This window comes from Pseudomonas sp. 6D_7.1_Bac1, from assembly GCF_025465945.1.
Lineage (GTDB): Bacteria > Pseudomonadota > Gammaproteobacteria > Pseudomonadales > Pseudomonadaceae > Aquipseudomonas.
This window is the reverse complement of record NZ_JANLNW010000059.1, coordinates 20,500-40,358: the sequence shown is the minus strand read 5'-3', so window position 1 is coordinate 40,358 and position 19,859 is coordinate 20,500. Positions and strand designations below refer to the sequence as shown.

Here is a 19,859-nt window from a genome sequence, read left to right as displayed (position 1 = left end):
GGGTTAATTACGCTTTTGTTGCAGAAGGTGCTTTTCTGACCATCAGACGAGGGATTCGGCGCGTTACAGGTGGCACACGCAACACTAATAAGAGTGCACCTATAAAGGCATAGATCACCCACTCCTTCAGATCCGCCCGAACTATCCACAGCATATGCAGCAATCCAAGACCAACGACCACATAAGCCAAGCGATGCAACTTCTTCCAGCGGACACCCAAACGCCGCTGACTATAACGATTGGACGTTACCGCCAGAGCCAACAAACAAAGGAAGCCCAGGCTGCCGATAATAATGTACGGCCGCTTACTCAGCTCCACCCCCAACTGAGACCAATCAAGACCGAGAATAAAAACCAGGTAGGCACTCAGATGCAGAACAACATAAGCGAAGCACCACAAACCGAGCTGCCGCCGTACCGCAATCCAGCCCGCCCACCCCGTCAGCCTCTGTACAGGCGTCATGCTCAAGGTGATCAACAGCAGGATCAGCGTTCCCAACCCCAATCGATCAACCAGCACCTTTCCCGGATCCGGCCCCAAGGCAAAACTCCAGGCCTCATACAGCCAGAGTAACGGCCACACCATCACTGCTACAAAGACGCCGACGCGCCACACCGGAAATCGCATCAGTAGTTCTTCCTCAAGTCGAGGCCTGTATATAGAGAAGCGACTTCATCCGCGTAGCCATTGAACATCTGCGTGTCACGCACATTGGGCTTGAACAATCCGCTCGGCAGACGTCGCTCGCGCGCTTGAGTCCAGCGCGGGTGATCAACCGTCGGATTCACGTTTGCATAGAAGCCATACTCATCGGATGCAATGCTCTGCCAAGTGGTTTTCGGCTGCTCGCTGACCAGACTGATACGCACGATGGATTTGACGCTCTTGAACCCGTACTTCCATGGCACCACCAAACGCAACGGCGCGCCATTCTGATTGGGTAGTTCGCGCCCATACATGCCGACCGCAAGAATCGCCAACGAATTCATCGCTTCATCCAGGCGCAGCCCTTCTACGTAAGGCCAGTCGATCAAGGCAAAACCAGAACGCTGCCCCGGCATAGTCTTGGGGTCCTGCAAGGTTTCAAAACGAATGTATTTGGCCTTGGAGGTAGGCTCGACCTGACTGAGCAGCGCCGAGATGGGAAAACCGATCCAGGGAATTACCATCGACCAGGCTTCTACGCAGCGTAGACGATAGATACGCTCCTCCAACTGATACGGTTTCATGAAGTCTTCCAGTGCATAGCGCCCCGGCTTACTCACTTCCCCATCAACCACGATGCTCCACGGTTCGGTTTTCAGCGCACCCGCGTTCTGCGCGGGATCGCCCTTGTCGGTACCGAACTCATAGAAATTGTTGTAGTGAGTCGCATCCTGGAACGGTGTGATCGTCTCATCCTTGACGGTGACCGCTTCCCATTTGGTTGCAGGAAGCTTTTCGGAAAACCAGGAAGGCGCCTTGCCCGGTTCGACATCTGCATATCGAGCCGCGTTTTCGGCATGGGCCCAACGCGGCAGGCTGTTGACCGCCATACCAGCAATAGCACCGCCAAGCACACTGCGACGAGATAAATAGAGGGACTCGGGCGTAACGTCCGACTCTTGGCAGTCGGACGACTTGGAAAACTTGAACAACATGGCAACTCCGCAGAATTGGAGGACAGATGCACCAATAGACTGCGGAGTATGGGGGAAATTACATCACTCGGCGTTTTTGTGCCGACGAAGACGCAACAGGTATTGCACCGGGCCAGACGCCGCGTAAGCGAGGAACACCAGCAGCAGAATGCGCGGTGGATCACTGAAGACCACGGCAAACACCAGCACCACGGCGAGGATCGCCACGAAAGGTACGCGCCCTTTCAGGTCCAGCTCCTTGAAGCTGTTGTACTTGATGTTGCTGACCATCAGCATGCCGGCGGCGGCAACCATCAGTGCAACGAGAAAGGACATCTTGGAGCCCTGAATCCCGTAATCGCTGAACGCCCAGACAATACCTGCGACCACGCCTGCAGCGGCCGGACTGGCCAAGCCGATGAAGTAGCGCTTGTCCGCAGTGCCAACCTGGGTATTGAAGCGCGCCAGACGCAATGCCGCGCCTGCCACATAGATGAAGGCAACCATCCAGCCAACCTTGCCCATATCCCCCAGCGCCCAGCCGAATGCCAGCAATGCCGGCGCAACACCAAAGGCAACCATGTCCGACAACGAGTCGTACTCGGCACCGAAGGCGCTTTGGGTATTGGTCATGCGCGCTACCCGGCCATCAAGGCCGTCGAGGACCATGGCGACGAAAATCGCGATCGCCGCGAAAGCAAAATACTTGCTCGCGCTTGCAGCATCACCCGCACTCAAGGCGCTCTGGGCACTCATGGAGTTGATGATGGAGTAGAACCCTGCGAACAGGTTCGCGGTGGTGAACAGATTCGGCAGAAGATAGATACCACGATGCCGGACTTTACGGCCTTCAGCGTCATGCCCTTCTTCGACATGTTCATCGATGGGTAGCAGGCTTTCGGCGTCAGAGGCCTGGTTTGGCTCTTCGGGACGTTCGCTCATGGACATTACCTTGCAACGGTGTGGAAAGTTTCGACAGGTGTCTGCGACAAGCGTTCGGCCGCAAACGATGCAGCTTTATACCAGAACCGACCACCCAAACGAAAAAACGCGGCCTAAGCCGCGTTTTCTGTACAAGCTCGTGACTTAGTTCTTGGCTTTGTCGACGATTTTGTTGGCGCCGATCCACGGCATCATCGAGCGCAGTTGCTCACCGATGATCTCGATGCCGTGCGCAGCGTTGTTACGACGCTTGGCGGTCATCGAAGGATAGCCGGTAGCGCCTTCGCTGATGAACATCTTGGCGTATTCGCCATCCTGAATACGTTTCAGGGCATTACGCATGGCCTGACGGGATTCAGCGTTGATGACTTCAGGGCCGGTAACGTACTCGCCGTATTCCGCGTTGTTGGAGATCGAGTAGTTCATGTTGGCGATACCGCCTTCGTACATGAGGTCAACGATCAGCTTCAGTTCGTGCAGGCACTCGAAGTAGGCCATTTCTGGCGCGTAGCCAGCTTCAACCAGGGTTTCGAAACCGGCTTTGACCAGCTCAACGGTACCGCCACACAGAACGGCCTGCTCGCCGAACAGGTCGGTTTCGGTCTCGTCCTTGAAAGTGGTTTCGATGATGCCGGTACGACCACCGCCAACGCCAGCAGCGTAGGACAGTGCAACGTTTTTGGCGTTGCCGGAAGCATCCTGATAGATAGCGATCAGGTCAGGGATACCGCCGCCTTTTACGAACTCGGAACGCACGGTATGGCCTGGAGCCTTCGGCGCGATCATGATCACGTCGAGGTCAGCGCGCGGCACAACCTGGTTGTAGTGAATCGCGAAGCCGTGGGAGAAGGCCAGGGTGGCGCCTTTCTTGATGTTTGGCTCGATTTCGTTCTTGTACAGGGCAGACTGAAACTCGTCCGGGGTCAGAATCATGACCAGGTCGGCAGCCGCAACAGCGGAAGCAACGTCAGTCACTTTCAGGCCGTGAGCTTCAGCTTTGGCAACAGTGGCCGAACCTTTACGCAGACCGACAGTAACGTCAACGCCGGAGTCTTTCAGGTTGCACGCTTGAGCGTGGCCCTGGGAGCCGTAACCGATGATGGCAACTTTCTTGCCCTGGATGATCGACAGGTCGCAGTCTTTTTCGTAATAAACTTTCATGAATTTCCCCTATATCCAGGCCGTTCAGGCCATTCGCTAATTTGGTTTAGATGCTGAGTACTTTGTCGCCACGGGCAATCCCGGTGACGCCACTGCGTACGGTTTCCAGAATCGCGGCAGTGCCGATCGACTGAATGAAGCTGTCGAGCTTGTCGCTGGTACCGGTCAATTGAACGGTATACACGCTGGCGCTGACATCGACGATCTGTCCACGATAAATATCGGTAGTGCGCTTGATCTCGGCGCGCTGTGCGCCGGTGGCCTTGACCTTGACCAGCATCAGTTCACGCTCGATGTGAGCGCTTTCCGACAGGTCGACCAGCTTGACCACTTCGATCAGCTTGTTCAGGTTCTTGGTGATCTGCTCAATCACTTCATCATGGCCGACAGTGGTCAACGTCAGACGCGACAGGGTCGGGTCTTCGGTAGGTGCCACGGTCAGGCTTTCGATGTTGTAGTTGCGCTGCGAGAACAGGCCTACTACACGAGACAGAGCGCCCGGTTCGTTTTCCAGAAGCAGGGAAATAATGTGCCGCATGATTAAGTACGCTCCGTCTTGCTCAGCCACATATCGCGCATGGAGCCGTCTTTGATTTGCATCGGGTAGACGTGCTCGCTGGTGTCGACCGAAATATCGATCACTACCAGGCGATCTTTCATGGCAAACGCTTCCTCCATCTTCGACTTCAAATCTTTCGAGTCGGTGATGCGCACGCCGACGTGACCATAGGCCTCCGCCAGCTTGACGAAGTCAGGCAGCGACTCCATGTAAGAGTGCGAGTGACGGCTGCCGTAACTCATGTCTTGCCACTGGCGAACCATACCCAGAACACCGTTGTTCAGGATGACGATTTTTACCGGCAAACCATATTGCAGACAGGTGGACAGCTCCTGAATGTTCATCTGGATACTACCCTCGCCCGTTACGCAGGCGACGTCGGCATCCGGGAAGCTCAACTTGATGCCCATGGCAGCCGGAAAACCGAAGCCCATGGTGCCCAGGCCACCGGAGTTGATCCAGCGGTTCGGCTTGTTGAACTTGTAGTACTGCGCCGCGAACATTTGGTGCTGGCCCACGTCGGAAGTCACAAAAGCATCGCCCTTGGTCACTTCGCAGAGGGTTTCGATCACGGCTTGCGGCTTGATGACGCTGCCGTCGCCCTTGTCATACGGGAACAGGCCACGATCACCGCGCCACTCGTCAACTTGCTTCCACCAACTGGCAACGGACTCCTTGTTCGGGGTCTCGCCGATTTCCTTGAGGATCGCGACCATTTCGGTCAGGACGCTCTCAACCGGGCCGACGATCGGCACGTCTGCCTTGATGGTCTTGGAAATCGAAGCCGGGTCGATGTCGATGTGAATGATCTTGGCATTCGGACAGAACTTGGCCGGGCCGTTGATCACGCGGTCATCGAAGCGCGCACCGACAGCAAGAATCACGTCGGCGTGGTGCATGGCAAGATTAGCGGTGTAGCTACCGTGCATGCCGAGCATGCCGATGAACTGACGGTCGGTGCCTGGGTAGGCACCGAGGCCCATCAGGGTATTGGTTACTGGCAGATTGAGCATCTGAGCCAGTTCGGTCAGCGGCGCGGAGCCACCACCCAGGATCACGCCGCCACCTGCATAGAGCACAGGACGCTTGGCCGCCAGGAGCATTTCTGCTGCCTTGCGGATTTGCCCGGAGTGACCGCGAACAGCCGGGCTGTAGGAACGCAGCTTGGCTTTTTTCGGGAAGACGTACTCGAACTTCTCGGCCGGGTTGGTCATGTCTTTCGGGATATCGACAACGACAGGACCAGGACGACCGGATTGCGCCAGGTAGAACGCTTTTTTCATGACTTCCGGGATTTCCGAAGCGTGCTTGATCATGAAGCTGTGCTTCACGATTGGCCGGGAGATACCGATCATGTCGGTTTCCTGGAACGCATCGGTGCCTACCATGGTGCTAGGCACCTGGCCGGAAATGATCACCATCGGAATGGAGTCCATGTAGGCCGTGGCAATACCGGTGATGGCGTTGGTTGCGCCCGGGCCGGAAGTCACCAGTACTACGCCGGCTTTACCGGTAGCACGGGCATAGCCGTCAGCCATATGGGTCGCAGCCTGTTCGTGACGAACCAGGATGTGGGTCACTTCCGGTTCTTTGAACAGGGCATCGTATACATGAAGAAGAGCACCACCCGGGTACCCGTAGATATATTTGACGCCTTCGTCACGCAAAAAGCGGACAAGCATCTCACCGCCAGATAAAAGCTCCACGTTGTTCACCTCTAAAACGCCAGAATACCGCCCACATAAGGGGACGGGTCTTAATAGGTTTACTTCTCAGCAGAGCATGAGCGACGGTGGTCGCCGACTACGTCAGCACTGACTGAGCAAGTATTGGGATCGTCCCAAGTGTTGCGGGGCTTTCCCACCCAGCGCGAGGTAACGCGTTGCGGGTGTAACAGGTCGGCGCGGATGTGCGCCTCATGATCTGCTGAGTGGGTCTGCTTCTGGCAGTCCCTCTACAGCGGACTTTGGATTCTTCTGTTTCGCCCTCTGCAAGTCAAGTCGTCAATGTGCTTTATTCGAACTAAGCACATGAGAACGCAAGAAAAAACCTTTAAACCGCAGGTGTGTTAGCTTCAATTGCGCAGCTACGACAAGGAAACGGCATGCGAACGTTCTTCTTCACGGCCTGTCTGCTGATAGGCCTGAGCTCTTTGTGCATGGCCGGTCAGATCTACACATGGATCGACGGCCAAGGCGTTACCCATTTCGATGCACAGCCGCCGCAGGGCCAGGAAGCCACCATCGTGGTGACACCCGCCCTGCCCACCGGCAAACCGACCGCACCACCACGCCGCAGCGTCATAGGTGATCAGCAGGCGATCGATAACACAGTGAAAAAGCAGGTCGCCGAGCAGCAAGCCCAGCTCAAGACGTTCTGCGAACAGGCGCGAAACAACCTGGCTCAACTGCAGAACAATCCGAGATTACGAGAGGATATCGACGGTGAAATGCGTCGCCTGACAGACCAACAGCGTCAGGAACGCATCACCGAAGTACAAAGACAGATCAAGGATAACTGCCAATAGACACCTGTAGGAGTTAGTGGGAGGCGGTAATCAGCTGATCGAACTCTTTGAGCAAGACTTGCAGCTGCCGATCCTTGCCCTTGAGATTGCGCGCAGCGAAGACCATCTCGGCCATCTCCTGAATGCCCGAAGCGTTCGGCAGTGGCAGGTTGTTCTCGAGGATGGCCTTCATCCGCGGCAGGAAGATCCATTGCAGCCACTGCTCGAAATCCAGCGTATCGACGGAAAATGGTTCGACACTGGCTAGCGCTTCAGCGCTTGGCGCAAGCTCATCCCACCAGCCCTGAAGACGCAACTCTCGCTCGATCAGCAACAGCTGTTCAGCGATCTTCGGAAAACGGACATCCATCAGAACGAAACCTTGGCCTTTTGACGAGCCAGCGCCGCGCCTGCAGAGTCGCCCTGCTTCTCACGCGCCTGGGCGATCAACCCCCACAGGCTTGCCTGAAGGTCCGGACGCCCATTGGCAAACGTCAAACCACGCTGAGCGAACTGCTCGGCTTGCGCTGCATCACCCTGAGCCAAGCGAACTTGCGCCAGACGATAAAGCACTTGCGGCTCACGCGGGGCAACCCGCTGAGCACGCTCAAGGCTGGAGGACGCACCATTGAGATCACCGCTCGCCTGTTGCTGCTGTGCGGTGGTCAGCAAGGCCAGCACCGGACCATCCAACTGCTCGTCGGCAGACAAACCACCGGCACTGCCAGCCGAAGGAATCCCGCTCGGCGTCGATGGCATGCTGTAGTTACCCTGATTGATCGGTGCCGACTGGATCGGCGTGCTGTAGTTACCCTGGTTGATCGGCGCCGACTGGAACGGCGTGCTGTCGATCGGGCCAGGGGTAATCGGACCAGGCGTGATCGGTTGAGTGCTGATTGGTGTCGAAGTCGTCGCGCCACCACCCGGCACCATCACCACCACGCCGGTATCGCCCTGCGGGATAGCCTGAGTCTGGGCTTGTGCCGGACGCTTCACGGTGGTTTTGCGGAAGCCGCCATTGGTAGAGATCCGCTCACTGTTGGACACCGCCGTACCGGAATCAACCACCGGAATCGAGCCATGCTGCACACTGGAGCAGCCGCTGAGCAAAGCCAGAGCTGTCATCGTAACCGCTGGAATAAACCACTTGTTCACTTGAAACCCTCTTCGCTTAATTCATCCAGCCCTTGACCCAATCCATCACCGATTCGCCTGAAGCGGGGCTTGAGCCACCGCACGCCGCGCCGGGAGGCGGTTCGCTGCCGCGAATATACGGCATCTGCACTGCGCCTGGGCAGTTGGCTTCAGAGCCCTGCCCGGTACGCGAATCAACCCAGGCCTGAACGACATTATCCGGCTGCGGCATATCCAGCGGCAACGGGTCGGCCTTGCGCATGAAACTGGTCCAGACTTGCAGCGCGCCCGTGGCACCGGTGAACGGCGTCTTGCCGTTGTCATCGCGGCCCAACCAGACCACCGCCAGCAGATCCTGGCTGAAACCGGCGAACCAGCTGTCTCGCGAGTCGTTACTGGTACCGGTTTTACCCGCCAGCGTCAGCGTTTTTGGCAGCACGTTGTAGACCGAGCTACCCGTACCTTCACGCATCACGCGCTGCATCGCACTCTGGATCAGGTAGATAGAAGCCGGATCGAAACGCTGTTGAATCTGGAACGGATAACGCTTGAGCGGCTGACCTTCGGCGGTCAGTACGCTGCGAATCCCGCGCATCGGCGTGTTGAAACCGCCGTTGGCAAGGGTCTGGTACATGGTTGCCACTTCAATCGGCGTCAGGCCACCCGCCCCCAGCAACATTGACGGGAAAGCCGGGAATTCACGGGTAATACCCAGACGCGCAAGGGTTTTCAGGACGTTCGGGACACCGATCTCCAACCCGAGACGCGCCGTCGACAGGTTGTAGGAATGCGCCAGGCCCTGGTATAGGAAAACCGTACCGTGGGAGCGACGATCATAGTTCTGTGGCTTCCAGACCTGACCATCCGCCCCTTTGACCGAGAAGGATTCATCGGACAACCAACTGGTCAAGGTGTACTGGCTCGGTTTCTCAAGTGCGGTCAGGTACACCGCCGGCTTGATCAGGGAACCGACGGGCCGTACCGCATCCAGCGCCCGGTTGAAACCGGCGAAACTGGCCTGACGACTACCGATCATCGCCTGGACCTCACCGGTTTCCGGGTTGGTCACGACCATCGCCGCTTCAACGTCTTCCGAACCTTTACGGCCAGCAAGGCGCTTGAACGTATCGTTGACCGAGGCTTCGGCCTTCATCTGCAGGATCGGGTCGAAACTGGTGAAAATCCGCAGGCCTTCTTCGGTCAAGTCTTCCTCGCGGTAGTCTTCGCGCAGTTGACGCTTGACCAGATCGAGGAAGCCCGGGAATGAGCTGTCCGCCAGGCTGCCGCGCTTGGTCACACCCAACGGCATGTTCTTGGCTGCGGCGACTTGCTCGGCGGTGGCAACACCTTGCTCTTGCAGCAGGTCAAGGACCAGATTGCGTCGCTCAAGTGCGCGCTCCGGGTAGCGACGCGGGTTGTAGTAGGACGGCCCTTTGACCATACCCACCAACAACGCGACTTGATGTAACTTGAGCTCGGACAGCGGCTGACTGAAGAAAAACTGACTGGCCAGACCGAAACCGTGCACGGCGCGCTGCCCATCCTGACCAATGAACACTTCGTTGAGATAAGCCTCAAGAATGTCCGGCTTTTTGTAGTGCAACTCAAGCAGCATCGCCATCATCGCTTCGGTCAGTTTGCGGCTCAGGCTGCGCTCGTTGGTCAGGTAGAAGTTCTTGACCAGTTGCTGCGTCAACGTACTCCCGCCCTGACGCATTTGCCCGGCCGAGGTGTTGACCCAAATCGCCCGCATGATCGACTTCGGCGACACACCAAAGTGGTGATAGAAGTCGCGGTCTTCCACTGCTACCAGCGTATCGAGCAGATACGGCGGCACCTGATCGATCTTGATCAGGATGCGGTCTTCGAGGTTTTTCGGATAAAGGCCACCGATCAGCAGCGGCTCAAGGCGTACCACCGACAATTTTGAACCGTTGGTCGACGACAGCTCGGCAACGTAATCGCCGGAGAACCGCACGCGCACCGGCTGAGCCTGCTCCAGACCTTCATAGAACTGGAAACCACGGGTGTTCAAATCAACGGTATTGCCATTGACCGATGCCGCGCCCGGTCCATTGGCCACACTTTCGCGGCGATAACCCAGGGCATCGAGTTCGGTGAGAAAGTCATCCTTGCTCAGCTTTTGTCCGACGAACAGCTCGAGCGGGCGTGCATAAACCTTGGCCGGAATGGTCCAGCGCTTGCCGGAGAACTTCTCCTGGACCACGGCGTCGAGGTAAACCGCAAAGCCTGCGAGCACCACGAGGCCGACCAGACTGAGCTTCAGCGCCCAGCCTAACCAGGGGCGCAGGCCGCTAGACGGAGGTTTTTTAGGGGAACGAGGGGATCGGGTACGAGTCATGGCGGCGGATTATACGCACTTTATTCCCGATCCACATGAGCCCGGCGAGGTTTGCGTTAGCCCCACTTGCCGCCATAATGTCGTCCTTGAATTTTTCCAGTCTCTGAAGGATCGCCTGTGAGCCAGTCCCTGATCGCTGCCCTGCAAAACCCGGCCCTCTACCCTCATCCTGTAGAGGGCTTCCAGGTCATCGAGACGCACATCTCCTGGGTGCTGCTCACTGGCCCCTACGCTTATAAAGTGAAGAAGCCAGTCAACTTCGGTTTCCTCGACTTCACCGGGCTCGAGTCACGCGAGCACTTCTGCGGCGAAGAACTACGCCTCAACCAGCGCCTGACCAAGGATTTGTATCTTGAAGTGTTGCCAATCACCGGCAGCATTGAGGCGCCGCAATTGGGTGGCACAGGCCCAGTGCTCGATTATGCGCTGAAAATGCGCCAGTTCCCGCAAAGCCAGCTGCTCAGCACCCTGCAAGCCAATGGTGAATTGACAACCGCGCACATCGACCAGATGGCCAGCCAGATCGCCCAGTTCCACCTCAACGCCCCGAAGGTTCCGGCAGCTCATGAAGCCGGTACGCCTGAAAGCGTCATGGCGCCTGTGCGGCAGAACTTCGAACAGATTCGCCCGTTCCTCAGCGAAAAGGCCGACCTGCTGCAACTCGAAGCCCTGCAAGCCTGGGCCGAGAGCAGCTTCGAACGCCTGAAACCACTGCTGGCCCAACGCAAGGCCGAAGGTTTTATCCGTGAGTGCCACGGTGACATCCACTTGGGCAACGCCACCGTGATCGACGGCAACGTGGTCATTTTCGACTGCATCGAATTCAACGAACCATTCCGCTTCACCGACGTCTATGCCGACACCGGTTTCCTGGCGATGGACCTCGAAGACCGCGGCCTGAAAAGCCTGGCACGCCGCTTCATGAGCCAGTACCTGGAGCTGACCGGCGACTATCAGGGCCTTGAGCTGCTGAACTTCTATAAAGCCTATCGTGCACTGGTTCGCGCCAAGGTCAGCCTGTTCAGCATGCCCGCCGAGGCCGATCCGGTGCAACGCGCCACGACCCTGCGCCAGTACCGCAACTATGCCAACCTGGCGGAAAGCTACAGCACCATTCCATCGCGTTTCCTGGCAATCACCCACGGCGTCTCGGCTGTCGGCAAGAGCCACGTAGCCATGCGACTGGTGGAAGCGCTGGGCGCGATTCGCCTGCGTTCCGATGTCGAGCGCAAGCGCCTGTTCGGTGAGCAGCACGTGCCAAACGACCCACAAGCCGGTATCTACAGCACCGACGCCAGCGCCGCCACCTACACCCGCCTGCATGAAATCGCTGACGTGATTCTGCGCGCCGGTTTCCCGGTGGTCATCGACGCGACTTACCTCAAGCGTGAGCAACGCGATAGCGCAGCAAAAATCGCCGAAGCAACGGGTGCACCGTTCCTGATCCTTGATTGCAATGCACCACAAGCCGTCATCGAGAGCTGGCTGGCGCAGCGTCAGGCAGACAAGAACGATCCATCCGACGCCAACCTGGCTGTTATCGCAGCTCAGCAAGCCAATCGCGAGCCACTGACACCGACAGAGATTCTCTGTAGCAAACGCGTGCAAACCAATGAAAGCGGCACCCTCGACACCGTGGTCGCGCAAATTCGTCAGCGCTTGCCGGGCCTGTAAGAAACTATTTCAGGGGTGAAGCCCTAACCGGCTTCACGCCTGCAAAATAGTGGCACTATACTGGCGTCATAAAACTAACAGGTGACGTCCCATGAGCCAGCCAAAACTTCTCGACACCCCGCTATTTGCCCTGCTGCACAAAGATGACATCACAGGTTTCAATCGCGAAAGGCCCAAGTCCGGGCCTGTCGACATGGTGGGCGGCGATTTTCGCGGCCTCGACCTGCGCGAGCTGAACGCCGAAGGTATCGATTTCAGCGACGCCTACTTCCGCTCTGCCGACCTGCGTGGCATCGATTTTCGCAATGCGTCTCTGGAAGGTGCGAGTCTGGCCCACGCGCAAATCTCCGGCGCTTACTTCCCGCCCGAGCTGTCGGCCGACGAAATTCTCATGTCGATGAATTTCGGGACGCGCCTGCGTTACCGCACCCGGTAACACCTGCCGTCACCTGAAGTCCGGCGCCCCCGCTGCGCGCTGGACTTTTCTGCGCCCCCTTCCTACTACCCTCACTGCCATTCCAGAGCTATCTGGCATATCGCCTTAGAAGCTTTTGCGTTCAAACCGACCAAACAACCACGCTTTTCCTACTGACCGCTACACTCCTTTGAGGCTCGTCCACGCACTCTTCGGCGGTCGCAAGGAGGCTTGATGAATGATGAACTGCAACACCTGAAAAACCTTGGCAAGACGTCGGCACAATGGCTGCATGCCGTGGGCATCCATAGCGCCTCGGACTTGCGCCGCCTGGGGGCGGTGGATGCTTATCGGGCGGTGCGCACTCGCGGGTTTCGTGCATCGAAGGTGTTGTTGTATGCGATTGAAGGGGCGCTGATGGACGTGCATTGGAACGACATCCCCACCGAACGCAAGGAAGCACTCATTAAACAGCTCGAAGCCATTTCGTCACGCCACAAGGTTTAAATCCCGGCATTTACGAGCAATCCGAACAAGTGTTTGGCGAAAGAGAAAAGAATTCAGAAAACATCGATTGACTTACAAATGAGAATCGTTATGATTATCACAACTGATCGCGAGATCAGCTGATCTTCTGAAAGACCAGTGGTTCGGACTCTCAGATTATCTCCTCATCAGGCTAATCACGGTTATTTGACCCGGCTCTTGCCGGGTCTTTTTTTGCCTGTCGAAAAGTGATTCGAGAGAAACGTCGACGGCTTAATGACGCAGTTGTGCGCAATAGTCCTGCACGGGGCGGCTGGCCGTATACCAGACGTAATCCGCCGATGCCAACGAAACCACGGCCCCCTTTTCCGCCAGCATCACGACAACGGGCGCCGGATGCTCACTAATGTCCTGCACATGTACTGGCACGCCAATGTCCAGTCGCGCGTGATAACCGCCAGCAAACAACACTGCCGGCGCGGGCGCTGCCAGCAATCGCATGGCCATCTGCCGGTCACGTTGTTGCTGAACCGCCAGCATGGCCGGCATCCGGCGCTCGGGTAACAACCCGCAATGGCCGTCGCGAATCTGCGCCAGCAATTCAAGCTTGACCGCTGCTGCGTTCGAACGAGCCCCGCTCACGGCCGGTGCTTGCTTATAAATGCGCCGAACCTCAATCGAATCCAGATTCGCCGCCAAAAGCGGATAAGGCTGAACCAGGGCATACCGCACAATCGGCCCATACAGGTTCCAGTCCCAACCCGATTGCCAGGCCAGTGCCGCCGGCAAATCGGCAGGCCAGCGAGCGGCGCTCAAAGCATGGACCTCATCGACACGCACCTGCTGATCCGACGTCAGCATTTCCAGCAGCAAGCTGCCTTGGGCCCGCTGCCGAGCAAGTGCCTGCAATAACCACAACTGCACATCATGGTGATCGGGATTGTCATGCTGCTCGCCAACGATCAACCGTGGCGCGCCAGCCAACCGTTCGACCAGCGCTTGGGCACTCAGGCGCTGACCGGTGTGCAGATCTCGAATCACGCCAGACGGTTGATCCACGGCACGGGGTGTCAGGTTTTGACAGGCGCCCAGTAACAACAGCGCCAGAATCAATATCCCACGCATGGGCTCACCTCAGCGGGCAATGATCAGCGGATGCCCGCGCTCCGGATGCGGTTGCACCAACACGTCCAGTCCAAACACGGCTTTGAGCGGCTCCGGACGCAGCACCTGCTGCGGCGTGTCCAGCACATGCGGACGGCCATTTTCGAGCAGAAGGATACGGTCACAATACCGTGCCGCCAGATTCAAATCATGCAGAATCACCAGCACCGCCGCACCGCGATCGGCGAACTCACGAATCGCCTGCAAGGTGGTGTGCTGATGCAGTGGGTCGAGCATCGACGTCGGCTCATCGAGCAGCAAGGTCTGCCCGGCCTCACCCGGCCAAAGTTGCGCCAGCACCCGCGCCAGATGCACGCGCTGACGCTCACCACCGGACAAGGCCAGATAACTGCGGCCACTCAAATGCCCGACATCGGCGGCCTGCAAGGCGGCAGCGATAATTTCGTCATCACGCACCCGACCTGTTTGATGAGGCAAACGCCCCATGCCGACCACTTCCTCAACGCGAAAGGCAAAGTCCAGGGTCGAAGTCTGCGGCAACACCGCGAGGCGTTGCGCCCGTTGTGCGCCATCCCAATGGCTCAATTCGTGTTGATCAAGCCACACACGACCGTGATCAGGACGCAACTCGCCACACAAAGCACCGAGCAACGTGCTTTTGCCCGCGCCGTTGGGACCCAGCACGCCGAGGACTTCACCCGGCTTGAGCTCAAGGTCGATGTCCGCCAGGACGATTTTCTTGCCACGGCAGATCTGCAGATTTTCCACTCGCAGCATCAGGCGCGACCTCGCAACAGCAAATACAGAAAGAACGGTGCACCGATAAACGCAGTCACGATGCCAATCGGCAATTCAGCCGGAGCCAGCGCCAAGCGCGCCACCAGATCGGCAAACAGCAACAGACTCGCGCCCGCCAACACCGAGGCGGGTAGCAGAACCCGGTGATCGGGACCGGCCAGCAGCCGTACCAGATGCGGCACCACCAACCCGACAAAACCGATCATCCCCGCCGCCGCAACAGCGGCACCGACGCCCAACGCAGTGCAGAACACCAGTTCACGCTTGAGCCCTTCGACGTTGATTCCCAAGTGGCTGGCCTCGGATTCACCCAGCAACAGTGCATTCAACGCCTTGGCCCGGCGCGGCAACCACAGCGCCACCGCCGCGCTCACCAGCAGCAATGGCCAGAGTCGCGCGTAGCTGGCGCCATTGAGGCTGCCCAGGTTCCAGAAGGTCAGCGTACGCAAGGTCGCGTCGTCCGCCAGATAGGTGAACAAGCCCACCGCAGAACTCGCCAGGGCTGTCAGGGCGATGCCCGCCAGCAACATGGTCGCCACGTTGGTCTGGCCATTACGCCGACCGAGGCGGTAAACCAGCGCCGTCACTCCGAGCCCGCCTAAAAACGCACACAGCGATAACAGATACGGGCCAATCGCCTCAGGCAAACCGCCAAACATCGAGCCGCCGACAATGGCAATCGCCGCGCCCAGCGCTGCGCCACTGGAAACGCCAACCAACCCCGGATCCGCCAGCGGATTGCGGAACAGGCCCTGCATCGCCACGCCAGACAACGCCAGCACCCCACCCACCGCCAGACCGAGCAAGGTACGCGGCAAACGAATCTGCCCGAGAATCAGTTCAGCCTGCTCCAGCCCCTCGGCGGGAACCGGCAGACCGATCAAACGCATCGCCGCGCGCAACGTGTCGAGCAACGGCAAACTGACCGGACCCAGGGCCAATGACAGCCAGATCGCCAGTAAACACAGCAGACTCAGACCGATGAATAAAGAACGCGGCTTTACCAGAGTGGTCATGGGGCGGTGTTTGCCTTGGCTGATTCAGCGGGATAGAACCCGGCGGACAATTTCACCAGGCTCGCAGGCAAGCGCGGCCCCAATCCGCCGACCAGCAGCGTCGGGTCCAGTTCGAACACCCGCCCGGCCCTGGCCGCCGGAGTCGAGGCGAGAATCGGGTTTTCCTTGAACAACGCAGCTCGCGCGGCGTCGCCGGTCAGCGCCCGGTCGGCAAACACCAACACGTCTGGAGATAGACCGGCCAGGGACTCGACAGAAAAAGGTTTGTAACCGGAATGGGTCGCCAGGTTATGCCCACCCGCCTGCTGCAGCAACCAATCGGCTGCGGTGTCCTTTCCAGCGATCAGCGGTTTTCCGCCAGCATGGCCCAGCAGTAACAGCACACCCGGCGTCTTCTGTTTGGTCTGGGCCTGGCTGACTCGGTTTTTTTGCTGCTCCAGTTGCTGTTGATAACCCTGGAACAACGCTGTGGCCTGCGGCTCGCTACCGAGCAATTGACCCAGGTGCTGCAAGTTGCCTTGCAAGGTTGGCAAGTCAGGCTGCGCGGAGAACAACTCGACTTGCACTCCGGCGCTGCGAATCTGTGACAACACCGGCGGCGGGCCCATTTCTTCGGTGCCAATGAGAATCTGCGGACGCAAACTCAGAATGCCCTCCGCCGATAATTGCCGCTGATAACCGATACTCGGCAAGGCCTTGAGCGATTCGGGATGCTGGCTGGTGGTATCGACACCGACCAGTTTCGACTCACCGCCCAACGCACTCACCCACTCCGACAACGCACCTCCGGCACTGACCCAGCGCTGCGGCAATTCGGTCGCTGCAGCCCCATGGTTGACCAAAAGTCCGACACAGAGCGCAATAGCGCTGGTACTCAGGCGCATAACAGGGTTTCCTTTGAGGAGTTTTCCCGCAAAATCGAGGCGCTTCCCGCAACGCACTCACCACGGGCGAAGCACCCATTTGATAATTGTTAGCATTTGCACGTCAAGCACAGACACATTTGCTAACCAGTGAACACGCACCGCATAACCGCCAGAGGCTAGAGCTCTCGGCACTTGAGGATAGTCATGAAGTTTCTTTGCACCAGCGCCGAGCTGGTCGATGCCAGCAGCCGCGGTTTCGAGATCGACGGCCAAAAGCTGTTTGCCGTGCGCCGCGAAGGCCAGGTCTATGTGTATGAAAATCGCTGCCCGCATCGCGGCGTCGGACTGGAATGGCACCCCGACCAGTTTCTCGACCCCAGTGCCAGCCTGATCCAGTGCGCCACCCATGGTGCGCTGTTTCTGATCGAAAGCGGTGAATGCGTGGCCGGCCCTTGCGCCGGGCAGTCCCTCAGTGCCCTGGCGTGTCGCGAAGACAGCCAGGGAATCTGGATAAACCCTTAAGCACCGAGCAACACCTCCAGCCGACGGTCGACGCGCACTTCATGCGAGGTCAGGCTCACGCCGTACGCCAACACTTCAACACCGGCCGCTTTCGCCTCACGCAGCGCGGCCGCGTAACCCGGATCAATCTCCTCGGCCGGGCGTACCGCGTCGATGCCGGTCAGATTCACGCAATACAACTGCACCGCCCGGATGCCGTCCCGCGCCAGACACGCCAGCTCGCGCAAGTGCTTGGCGCCGCGCTGAGTCACCGCGTCCGGAAACGCTGCAACGGCTGAACCGTCGAAGCCCAGCGTGACGCTTTTGACTTCGACGAAGGCCGGGCCGCTCGGGTAGTCGAGACGAAAATCGATGCGGCTGTTTTCCTGGCCATACGGCACTTCACGCTTGAGCCCGGTAAAACCATTGAGCTCAGTGATCAAACCGCCACGTAGCGCCTCTTCAATCAAGGTATTGGCCCGCGCCGTGTTGACGCAGGCCAGCCGCCCTTGCGGGGTTTCGCTGATCTCCCAGGTGCCGGGCAACTTGCGTTTCGGATCGTTGGAGCGGCTGAACCAGACCTGCCCGCCCTCGACCATGCAGTTGAACATCGACCCGGTGTTGGGACAGTGAATGGTCAGCAACTCGCCGCCAACGGTTTCGATATCGGCGAGAAAGCGCTTGTAACGACGAATCAGCCGACCTTCTTCAAGAGGAGGATTGAAGTGCATCAGCCTTGCCAGCTCCGCAGACCACGGGCAATCCGCGTCACCGCTTCCTGCAAGCGCGGCAGGCTTTGGGTGTAGGCAAACCGCACGTGATGACCGGCCTGATACCGACCAAAATCCAGGCCCGGGGTGAAAGCGACGTGTTCGGTTTCCAGAAAGTGCCGGCAGAAGGCAAACGCGTCACCGCCAAAGGCACTGATGTCCGCATACAGATAGAAGGCGCCTTCCGGCTCCACGGCGATCCCGAAACCCAGTTCACGCAAGGCCGGCAGCAGGAAATCGCGCCTGCGCCCGAACTCGGCCCGGCGTTCTTCGAGAATGCTCAGGGTGTCTGGCTCGAAGCAGGCCAGCGCCGCGTGCTGAGCCATGCTCGGCGCGCTGATGTAAAGGTTCTGCGCAAGTTTTTCCAACTCACCGACGGCCGCCAGAGGGGCGACCAGCCAACCAAGACGCCAGCCAGTCATGCCGAAATACTTGGAGAAACTGTTCAGCACAAACGCGCTGTCATCGACTTCCAGCACACTGGCGGCGTCGGTGCCGTAGGTCAGGCCGTGATAAATCTCGTCCACCACCAGATGGCCGTGACGCGCCTTGATCGCGGCGGACAACCCGGCCAGCTCATCGCGGGTCAGGATGGTCCCGGTCGGGTTGGCCGGTGACGCGACCAACGCGCCGACACTGTCCTGGTCCCAGTAACGCTCGACCAGGTCCGGCGTCAGTTGATAGCGCACGTCCGGGCCGACCGGCACCAGTTGCGCCGCGCCTTCCACCAAGCGCAGGAAATGCCGGTTGCACGGGTAACCCGGGTCGGCCAGCAGCCAGTGTTTGCCTGGATCGACCAGCAAGGCGCTGGCCAACAGTAACGCGCCAGAACCGCCCGGCGTGATCAGGATGCGCTGCGGGTCGATGCTCAACCCGTAACGTTGTTGATAGAACCCCGAAATGGCTTCACGCAGTTCTGGAATGCCGCGAGCCGCGGTGTAACGGGTTTTCCCCGCCGTCAGCGCCGCCTGACCGGCCTTGATGATCGGCTCGGCAGTGGTGAAGTCCGGTTCGCCGATTTCCAGGTGAATCACGTCGTGCCCGGCCGCCTGCAACTCATTGGCGCGCGCCAGCAATGCCATGACATGGAAAGGTTCGATAGCGCGGCTGCGCGCACTGTAGGGCTGAGCCATTAGCCTTCCTTCAAACGGGGGGAAAAGAATTGATTCTACCCAAGCGCAGGAACGAGCGAGAATCTAAAGCGTCACAACCCCGGGTTAACCTATATAAATGAGCTCATGCGTAAGGCTCAAGATTGACTAAAATCAATAATTGACCAGGTCTCCAGAGCCACCAGACAAGGCTTTGCAAACATTTGCAAGCCTTACGGGCCGCAGCCTCGACATCCGGGAGTAGCGCGCTCCGATTTGATCTGGTAAGTTCGCCCGCTTGCAGCCGCAGGGCCGGCAGGTGTCGGTGATGGAGCAATCCTGCGCAATGGATTACAAGAGTAGAGGCGGTCCATTTCATGCCCACCCAAGCAAAGCAACAGCAAAACCAGTCGATCAGCGGCTTCGAACCCTACAAAGAAGTGAAGGGCGAGGAATACATGGGTCAGCCCATGCGCGCTCACTTCACCAAGATCCTGAACAAGTGGAAACAGGACTTGATGCAGGAAGTCGACCGTACTGTTGATCACATGAAGGACGAAGCGGCCAACTTCCCCGACCCGGCCGACCGTGCCAGTCAGGAAGAAGAGTTCAGCCTTGAACTGCGTGCCCGCGACCGCGAGCGCAAGTTGATCAAGAAAATCGACAAGACCCTGCAACTGATCGAAGACGAAGAATACGGCTGGTGCGAATCCTGCGGTGTCGAGATCGGCGTCAAACGCCTGGAAGCCCGCCCTACCGCCGACATGTGCGTCGACTGCAAGACCCTTGCAGAAATCAAGGAAAAGCAAGTCGGCAAGTAAGCATCGACTTGA

Annotated in this window: 21 protein-coding genes; 6 read left to right on the top strand and 15 right to left on the bottom strand. The window is 58.5% G+C overall.

The genetic code is table 11. From position 1 onward, the window contains the following. Positions 1–7: 7 nt before the first annotated feature. The 6 genes from msrQ to NTD87_RS16200 form a co-directional block, all read right to left on the bottom strand. Positions 8–628, bottom strand: coding sequence for a protein-methionine-sulfoxide reductase heme-binding subunit MsrQ (gene msrQ, locus NTD87_RS16225; protein WP_262115029.1), 621 nt, complete (start codon positions 626–628; stop codon positions 8–10). After that, positions 628–1,641, bottom strand: coding sequence for a protein-methionine-sulfoxide reductase catalytic subunit MsrP (gene msrP / locus NTD87_RS16220; RefSeq protein ID WP_262115027.1), 1,014 nt, complete (start codon positions 1,639–1,641; stop codon positions 628–630). The genes msrQ and msrP overlap by 1 nt, the downstream gene beginning before the upstream one ends. Positions 1,642–1,704: 63 nt before the next feature. Next, complete coding sequence (gene pssA / locus NTD87_RS16215) at positions 1,705–2,562, bottom strand: CDP-diacylglycerol--serine O-phosphatidyltransferase (RefSeq protein WP_019691687.1); 858 nt, start codon at positions 2,560–2,562, stop codon at positions 1,705–1,707. A 144-nt stretch (positions 2,563–2,706) separates the two neighbouring features. After that, positions 2,707–3,723 carry a ketol-acid reductoisomerase gene (gene ilvC, locus NTD87_RS16210; protein WP_007948647.1) on the bottom strand — a complete coding sequence of 339 codons (1,017 nt, stop codon included), beginning with the start codon at positions 3,721–3,723 and terminating at the stop codon, positions 2,707–2,709. Between the two features lie 46 nt (positions 3,724–3,769). Beyond that, positions 3,770–4,261, bottom strand: coding sequence for an acetolactate synthase small subunit (gene ilvN, locus NTD87_RS16205; RefSeq protein WP_150643298.1), 492 nt, complete (start codon positions 4,259–4,261; stop codon positions 3,770–3,772). A 2-nt stretch (positions 4,262–4,263) separates the two neighbouring features. After that, on the bottom strand, positions 4,264–5,988 hold the full coding sequence (locus NTD87_RS16200) for an acetolactate synthase 3 large subunit (protein WP_262115026.1): 1,725 nt from the start codon (positions 5,986–5,988) through the stop codon (positions 4,264–4,266). A 398-nt stretch (positions 5,989–6,386) separates the two neighbouring features. On the opposite strand from NTD87_RS16200, the gene NTD87_RS16195 reads away from it, so the two are divergent. After that, on the top strand, positions 6,387–6,809 hold the full coding sequence (locus tag NTD87_RS16195; RefSeq protein ID WP_262115025.1) for a DUF4124 domain-containing protein: 423 nt from the start codon (positions 6,387–6,389) through the stop codon (positions 6,807–6,809). Between the two features lie 13 nt (positions 6,810–6,822). On the opposite strand, the gene NTD87_RS16190 is transcribed toward NTD87_RS16195, so the two are convergent. From NTD87_RS16190 to mrcB, 3 genes are read right to left on the bottom strand one after another with little or no spacing between them, the layout of a single operon-like run. Continuing rightward, positions 6,823–7,158 (bottom strand): YqcC family protein, encoded by a 336-nt coding sequence (locus NTD87_RS16190; RefSeq protein WP_262115024.1) that lies wholly within the window; start codon positions 7,156–7,158, stop codon positions 6,823–6,825. Next, positions 7,158–7,943: a tetratricopeptide repeat protein gene (locus NTD87_RS16185; RefSeq protein ID WP_315975326.1), complete on the bottom strand. Its 786-nt coding sequence runs from the start codon at positions 7,941–7,943 to the stop codon at positions 7,158–7,160. The genes NTD87_RS16190 and NTD87_RS16185 overlap by 1 nt, the downstream gene beginning before the upstream one ends. Before the next feature lie 16 nt (positions 7,944–7,959). Continuing rightward, positions 7,960–10,284, bottom strand: a complete 2,325-nt coding sequence (gene mrcB / locus NTD87_RS16180; protein WP_262115022.1) for a penicillin-binding protein 1B — start codon at positions 10,282–10,284, stop codon at positions 7,960–7,962. 117 nt (positions 10,285–10,401) lie between these two features. Between mrcB and NTD87_RS16175 the strand changes: the two genes are divergently transcribed. The 3 genes from NTD87_RS16175 to NTD87_RS16165 all read left to right on the top strand — a co-directional run bounded on the left by NTD87_RS16175 (position 10,402) and on the right by NTD87_RS16165 (position 12,880). After that, the gene (locus NTD87_RS16175) at positions 10,402–11,958 is read left to right on the top strand and encodes a bifunctional aminoglycoside phosphotransferase/ATP-binding protein (protein WP_262115021.1); all 1,557 of its coding nucleotides are present in this window, start codon (positions 10,402–10,404) and stop codon (positions 11,956–11,958) included. Between the two features lie 91 nt (positions 11,959–12,049). Further along, positions 12,050–12,394, top strand: coding sequence for a pentapeptide repeat-containing protein (locus NTD87_RS16170; protein ID WP_262115019.1), 345 nt, complete (start codon positions 12,050–12,052; stop codon positions 12,392–12,394). A gap of 213 nt (positions 12,395–12,607) precedes the next feature. Then, on the top strand, positions 12,608–12,880 hold the full coding sequence (locus tag NTD87_RS16165) for a TfoX/Sxy family protein (RefSeq protein ID WP_262115017.1): 273 nt from the start codon (positions 12,608–12,610) through the stop codon (positions 12,878–12,880). A 252-nt stretch (positions 12,881–13,132) separates the two neighbouring features. Here NTD87_RS16165 and NTD87_RS16160 read toward each other — a convergent pair whose 3' ends face one another. The 4 genes from NTD87_RS16160 to NTD87_RS16145 are packed head-to-tail and all read right to left on the bottom strand — an operon-like array spanning position 13,133 to position 16,682. Next, complete coding sequence (locus NTD87_RS16160; RefSeq protein WP_262115016.1) at positions 13,133–13,984, bottom strand: ChaN family lipoprotein; 852 nt, start codon at positions 13,982–13,984, stop codon at positions 13,133–13,135. A 9-nt stretch (positions 13,985–13,993) separates the two neighbouring features. Beyond that, positions 13,994–14,761 carry a heme ABC transporter ATP-binding protein gene (locus NTD87_RS16155; protein WP_262115015.1) on the bottom strand — a complete coding sequence of 256 codons (768 nt, stop codon included), beginning with the start codon at positions 14,759–14,761 and terminating at the stop codon, positions 13,994–13,996. Then, positions 14,761–15,798 (bottom strand): FecCD family ABC transporter permease, encoded by a 1,038-nt coding sequence (locus NTD87_RS16150; protein WP_123423644.1) that lies wholly within the window; start codon positions 15,796–15,798, stop codon positions 14,761–14,763. The genes NTD87_RS16155 and NTD87_RS16150 overlap by 1 nt, the downstream gene beginning before the upstream one ends. Then, positions 15,795–16,682, bottom strand: a complete 888-nt coding sequence (locus NTD87_RS16145) for a hemin ABC transporter substrate-binding protein (protein ID WP_262115013.1) — start codon at positions 16,680–16,682, stop codon at positions 15,795–15,797. Before NTD87_RS16145 ends, NTD87_RS16150 begins: the two co-directional genes overlap by 4 nt. 186 nt (positions 16,683–16,868) lie before the next feature. Here NTD87_RS16145 and NTD87_RS16140 point away from each other — a divergent pair, with 186 nt between their 5' ends. Continuing rightward, positions 16,869–17,186 carry a Rieske (2Fe-2S) protein gene (locus NTD87_RS16140; protein ID WP_262115012.1) on the top strand — a complete coding sequence of 106 codons (318 nt, stop codon included), beginning with the start codon at positions 16,869–16,871 and terminating at the stop codon, positions 17,184–17,186. On the opposite strand, the gene sfsA is transcribed toward NTD87_RS16140, so the two are convergent. Continuing rightward, a complete protein-coding gene (gene sfsA / locus NTD87_RS16135) occupies positions 17,183–17,896 on the bottom strand; it encodes a DNA/RNA nuclease SfsA (protein ID WP_262115011.1) in 714 nt (237 codons plus the stop codon). The two genes, NTD87_RS16140 and sfsA, sit on opposite strands and share 4 nt — an antisense overlap. Beyond that, complete coding sequence (locus NTD87_RS16130) at positions 17,896–19,068, bottom strand: pyridoxal phosphate-dependent aminotransferase (protein ID WP_262115010.1); 1,173 nt, start codon at positions 19,066–19,068, stop codon at positions 17,896–17,898. Before NTD87_RS16130 ends, sfsA begins: the two co-directional genes overlap by 1 nt. Positions 19,069–19,403: 335 nt before the next feature. On the opposite strand from NTD87_RS16130, the gene dksA reads away from it, so the two are divergent. Further along, positions 19,404–19,847 (top strand): RNA polymerase-binding protein DksA, encoded by a 444-nt coding sequence (gene dksA, locus NTD87_RS16125; RefSeq protein WP_123423639.1) that lies wholly within the window; start codon positions 19,404–19,406, stop codon positions 19,845–19,847. Positions 19,848–19,859: the final 12 nt, after the last annotated feature.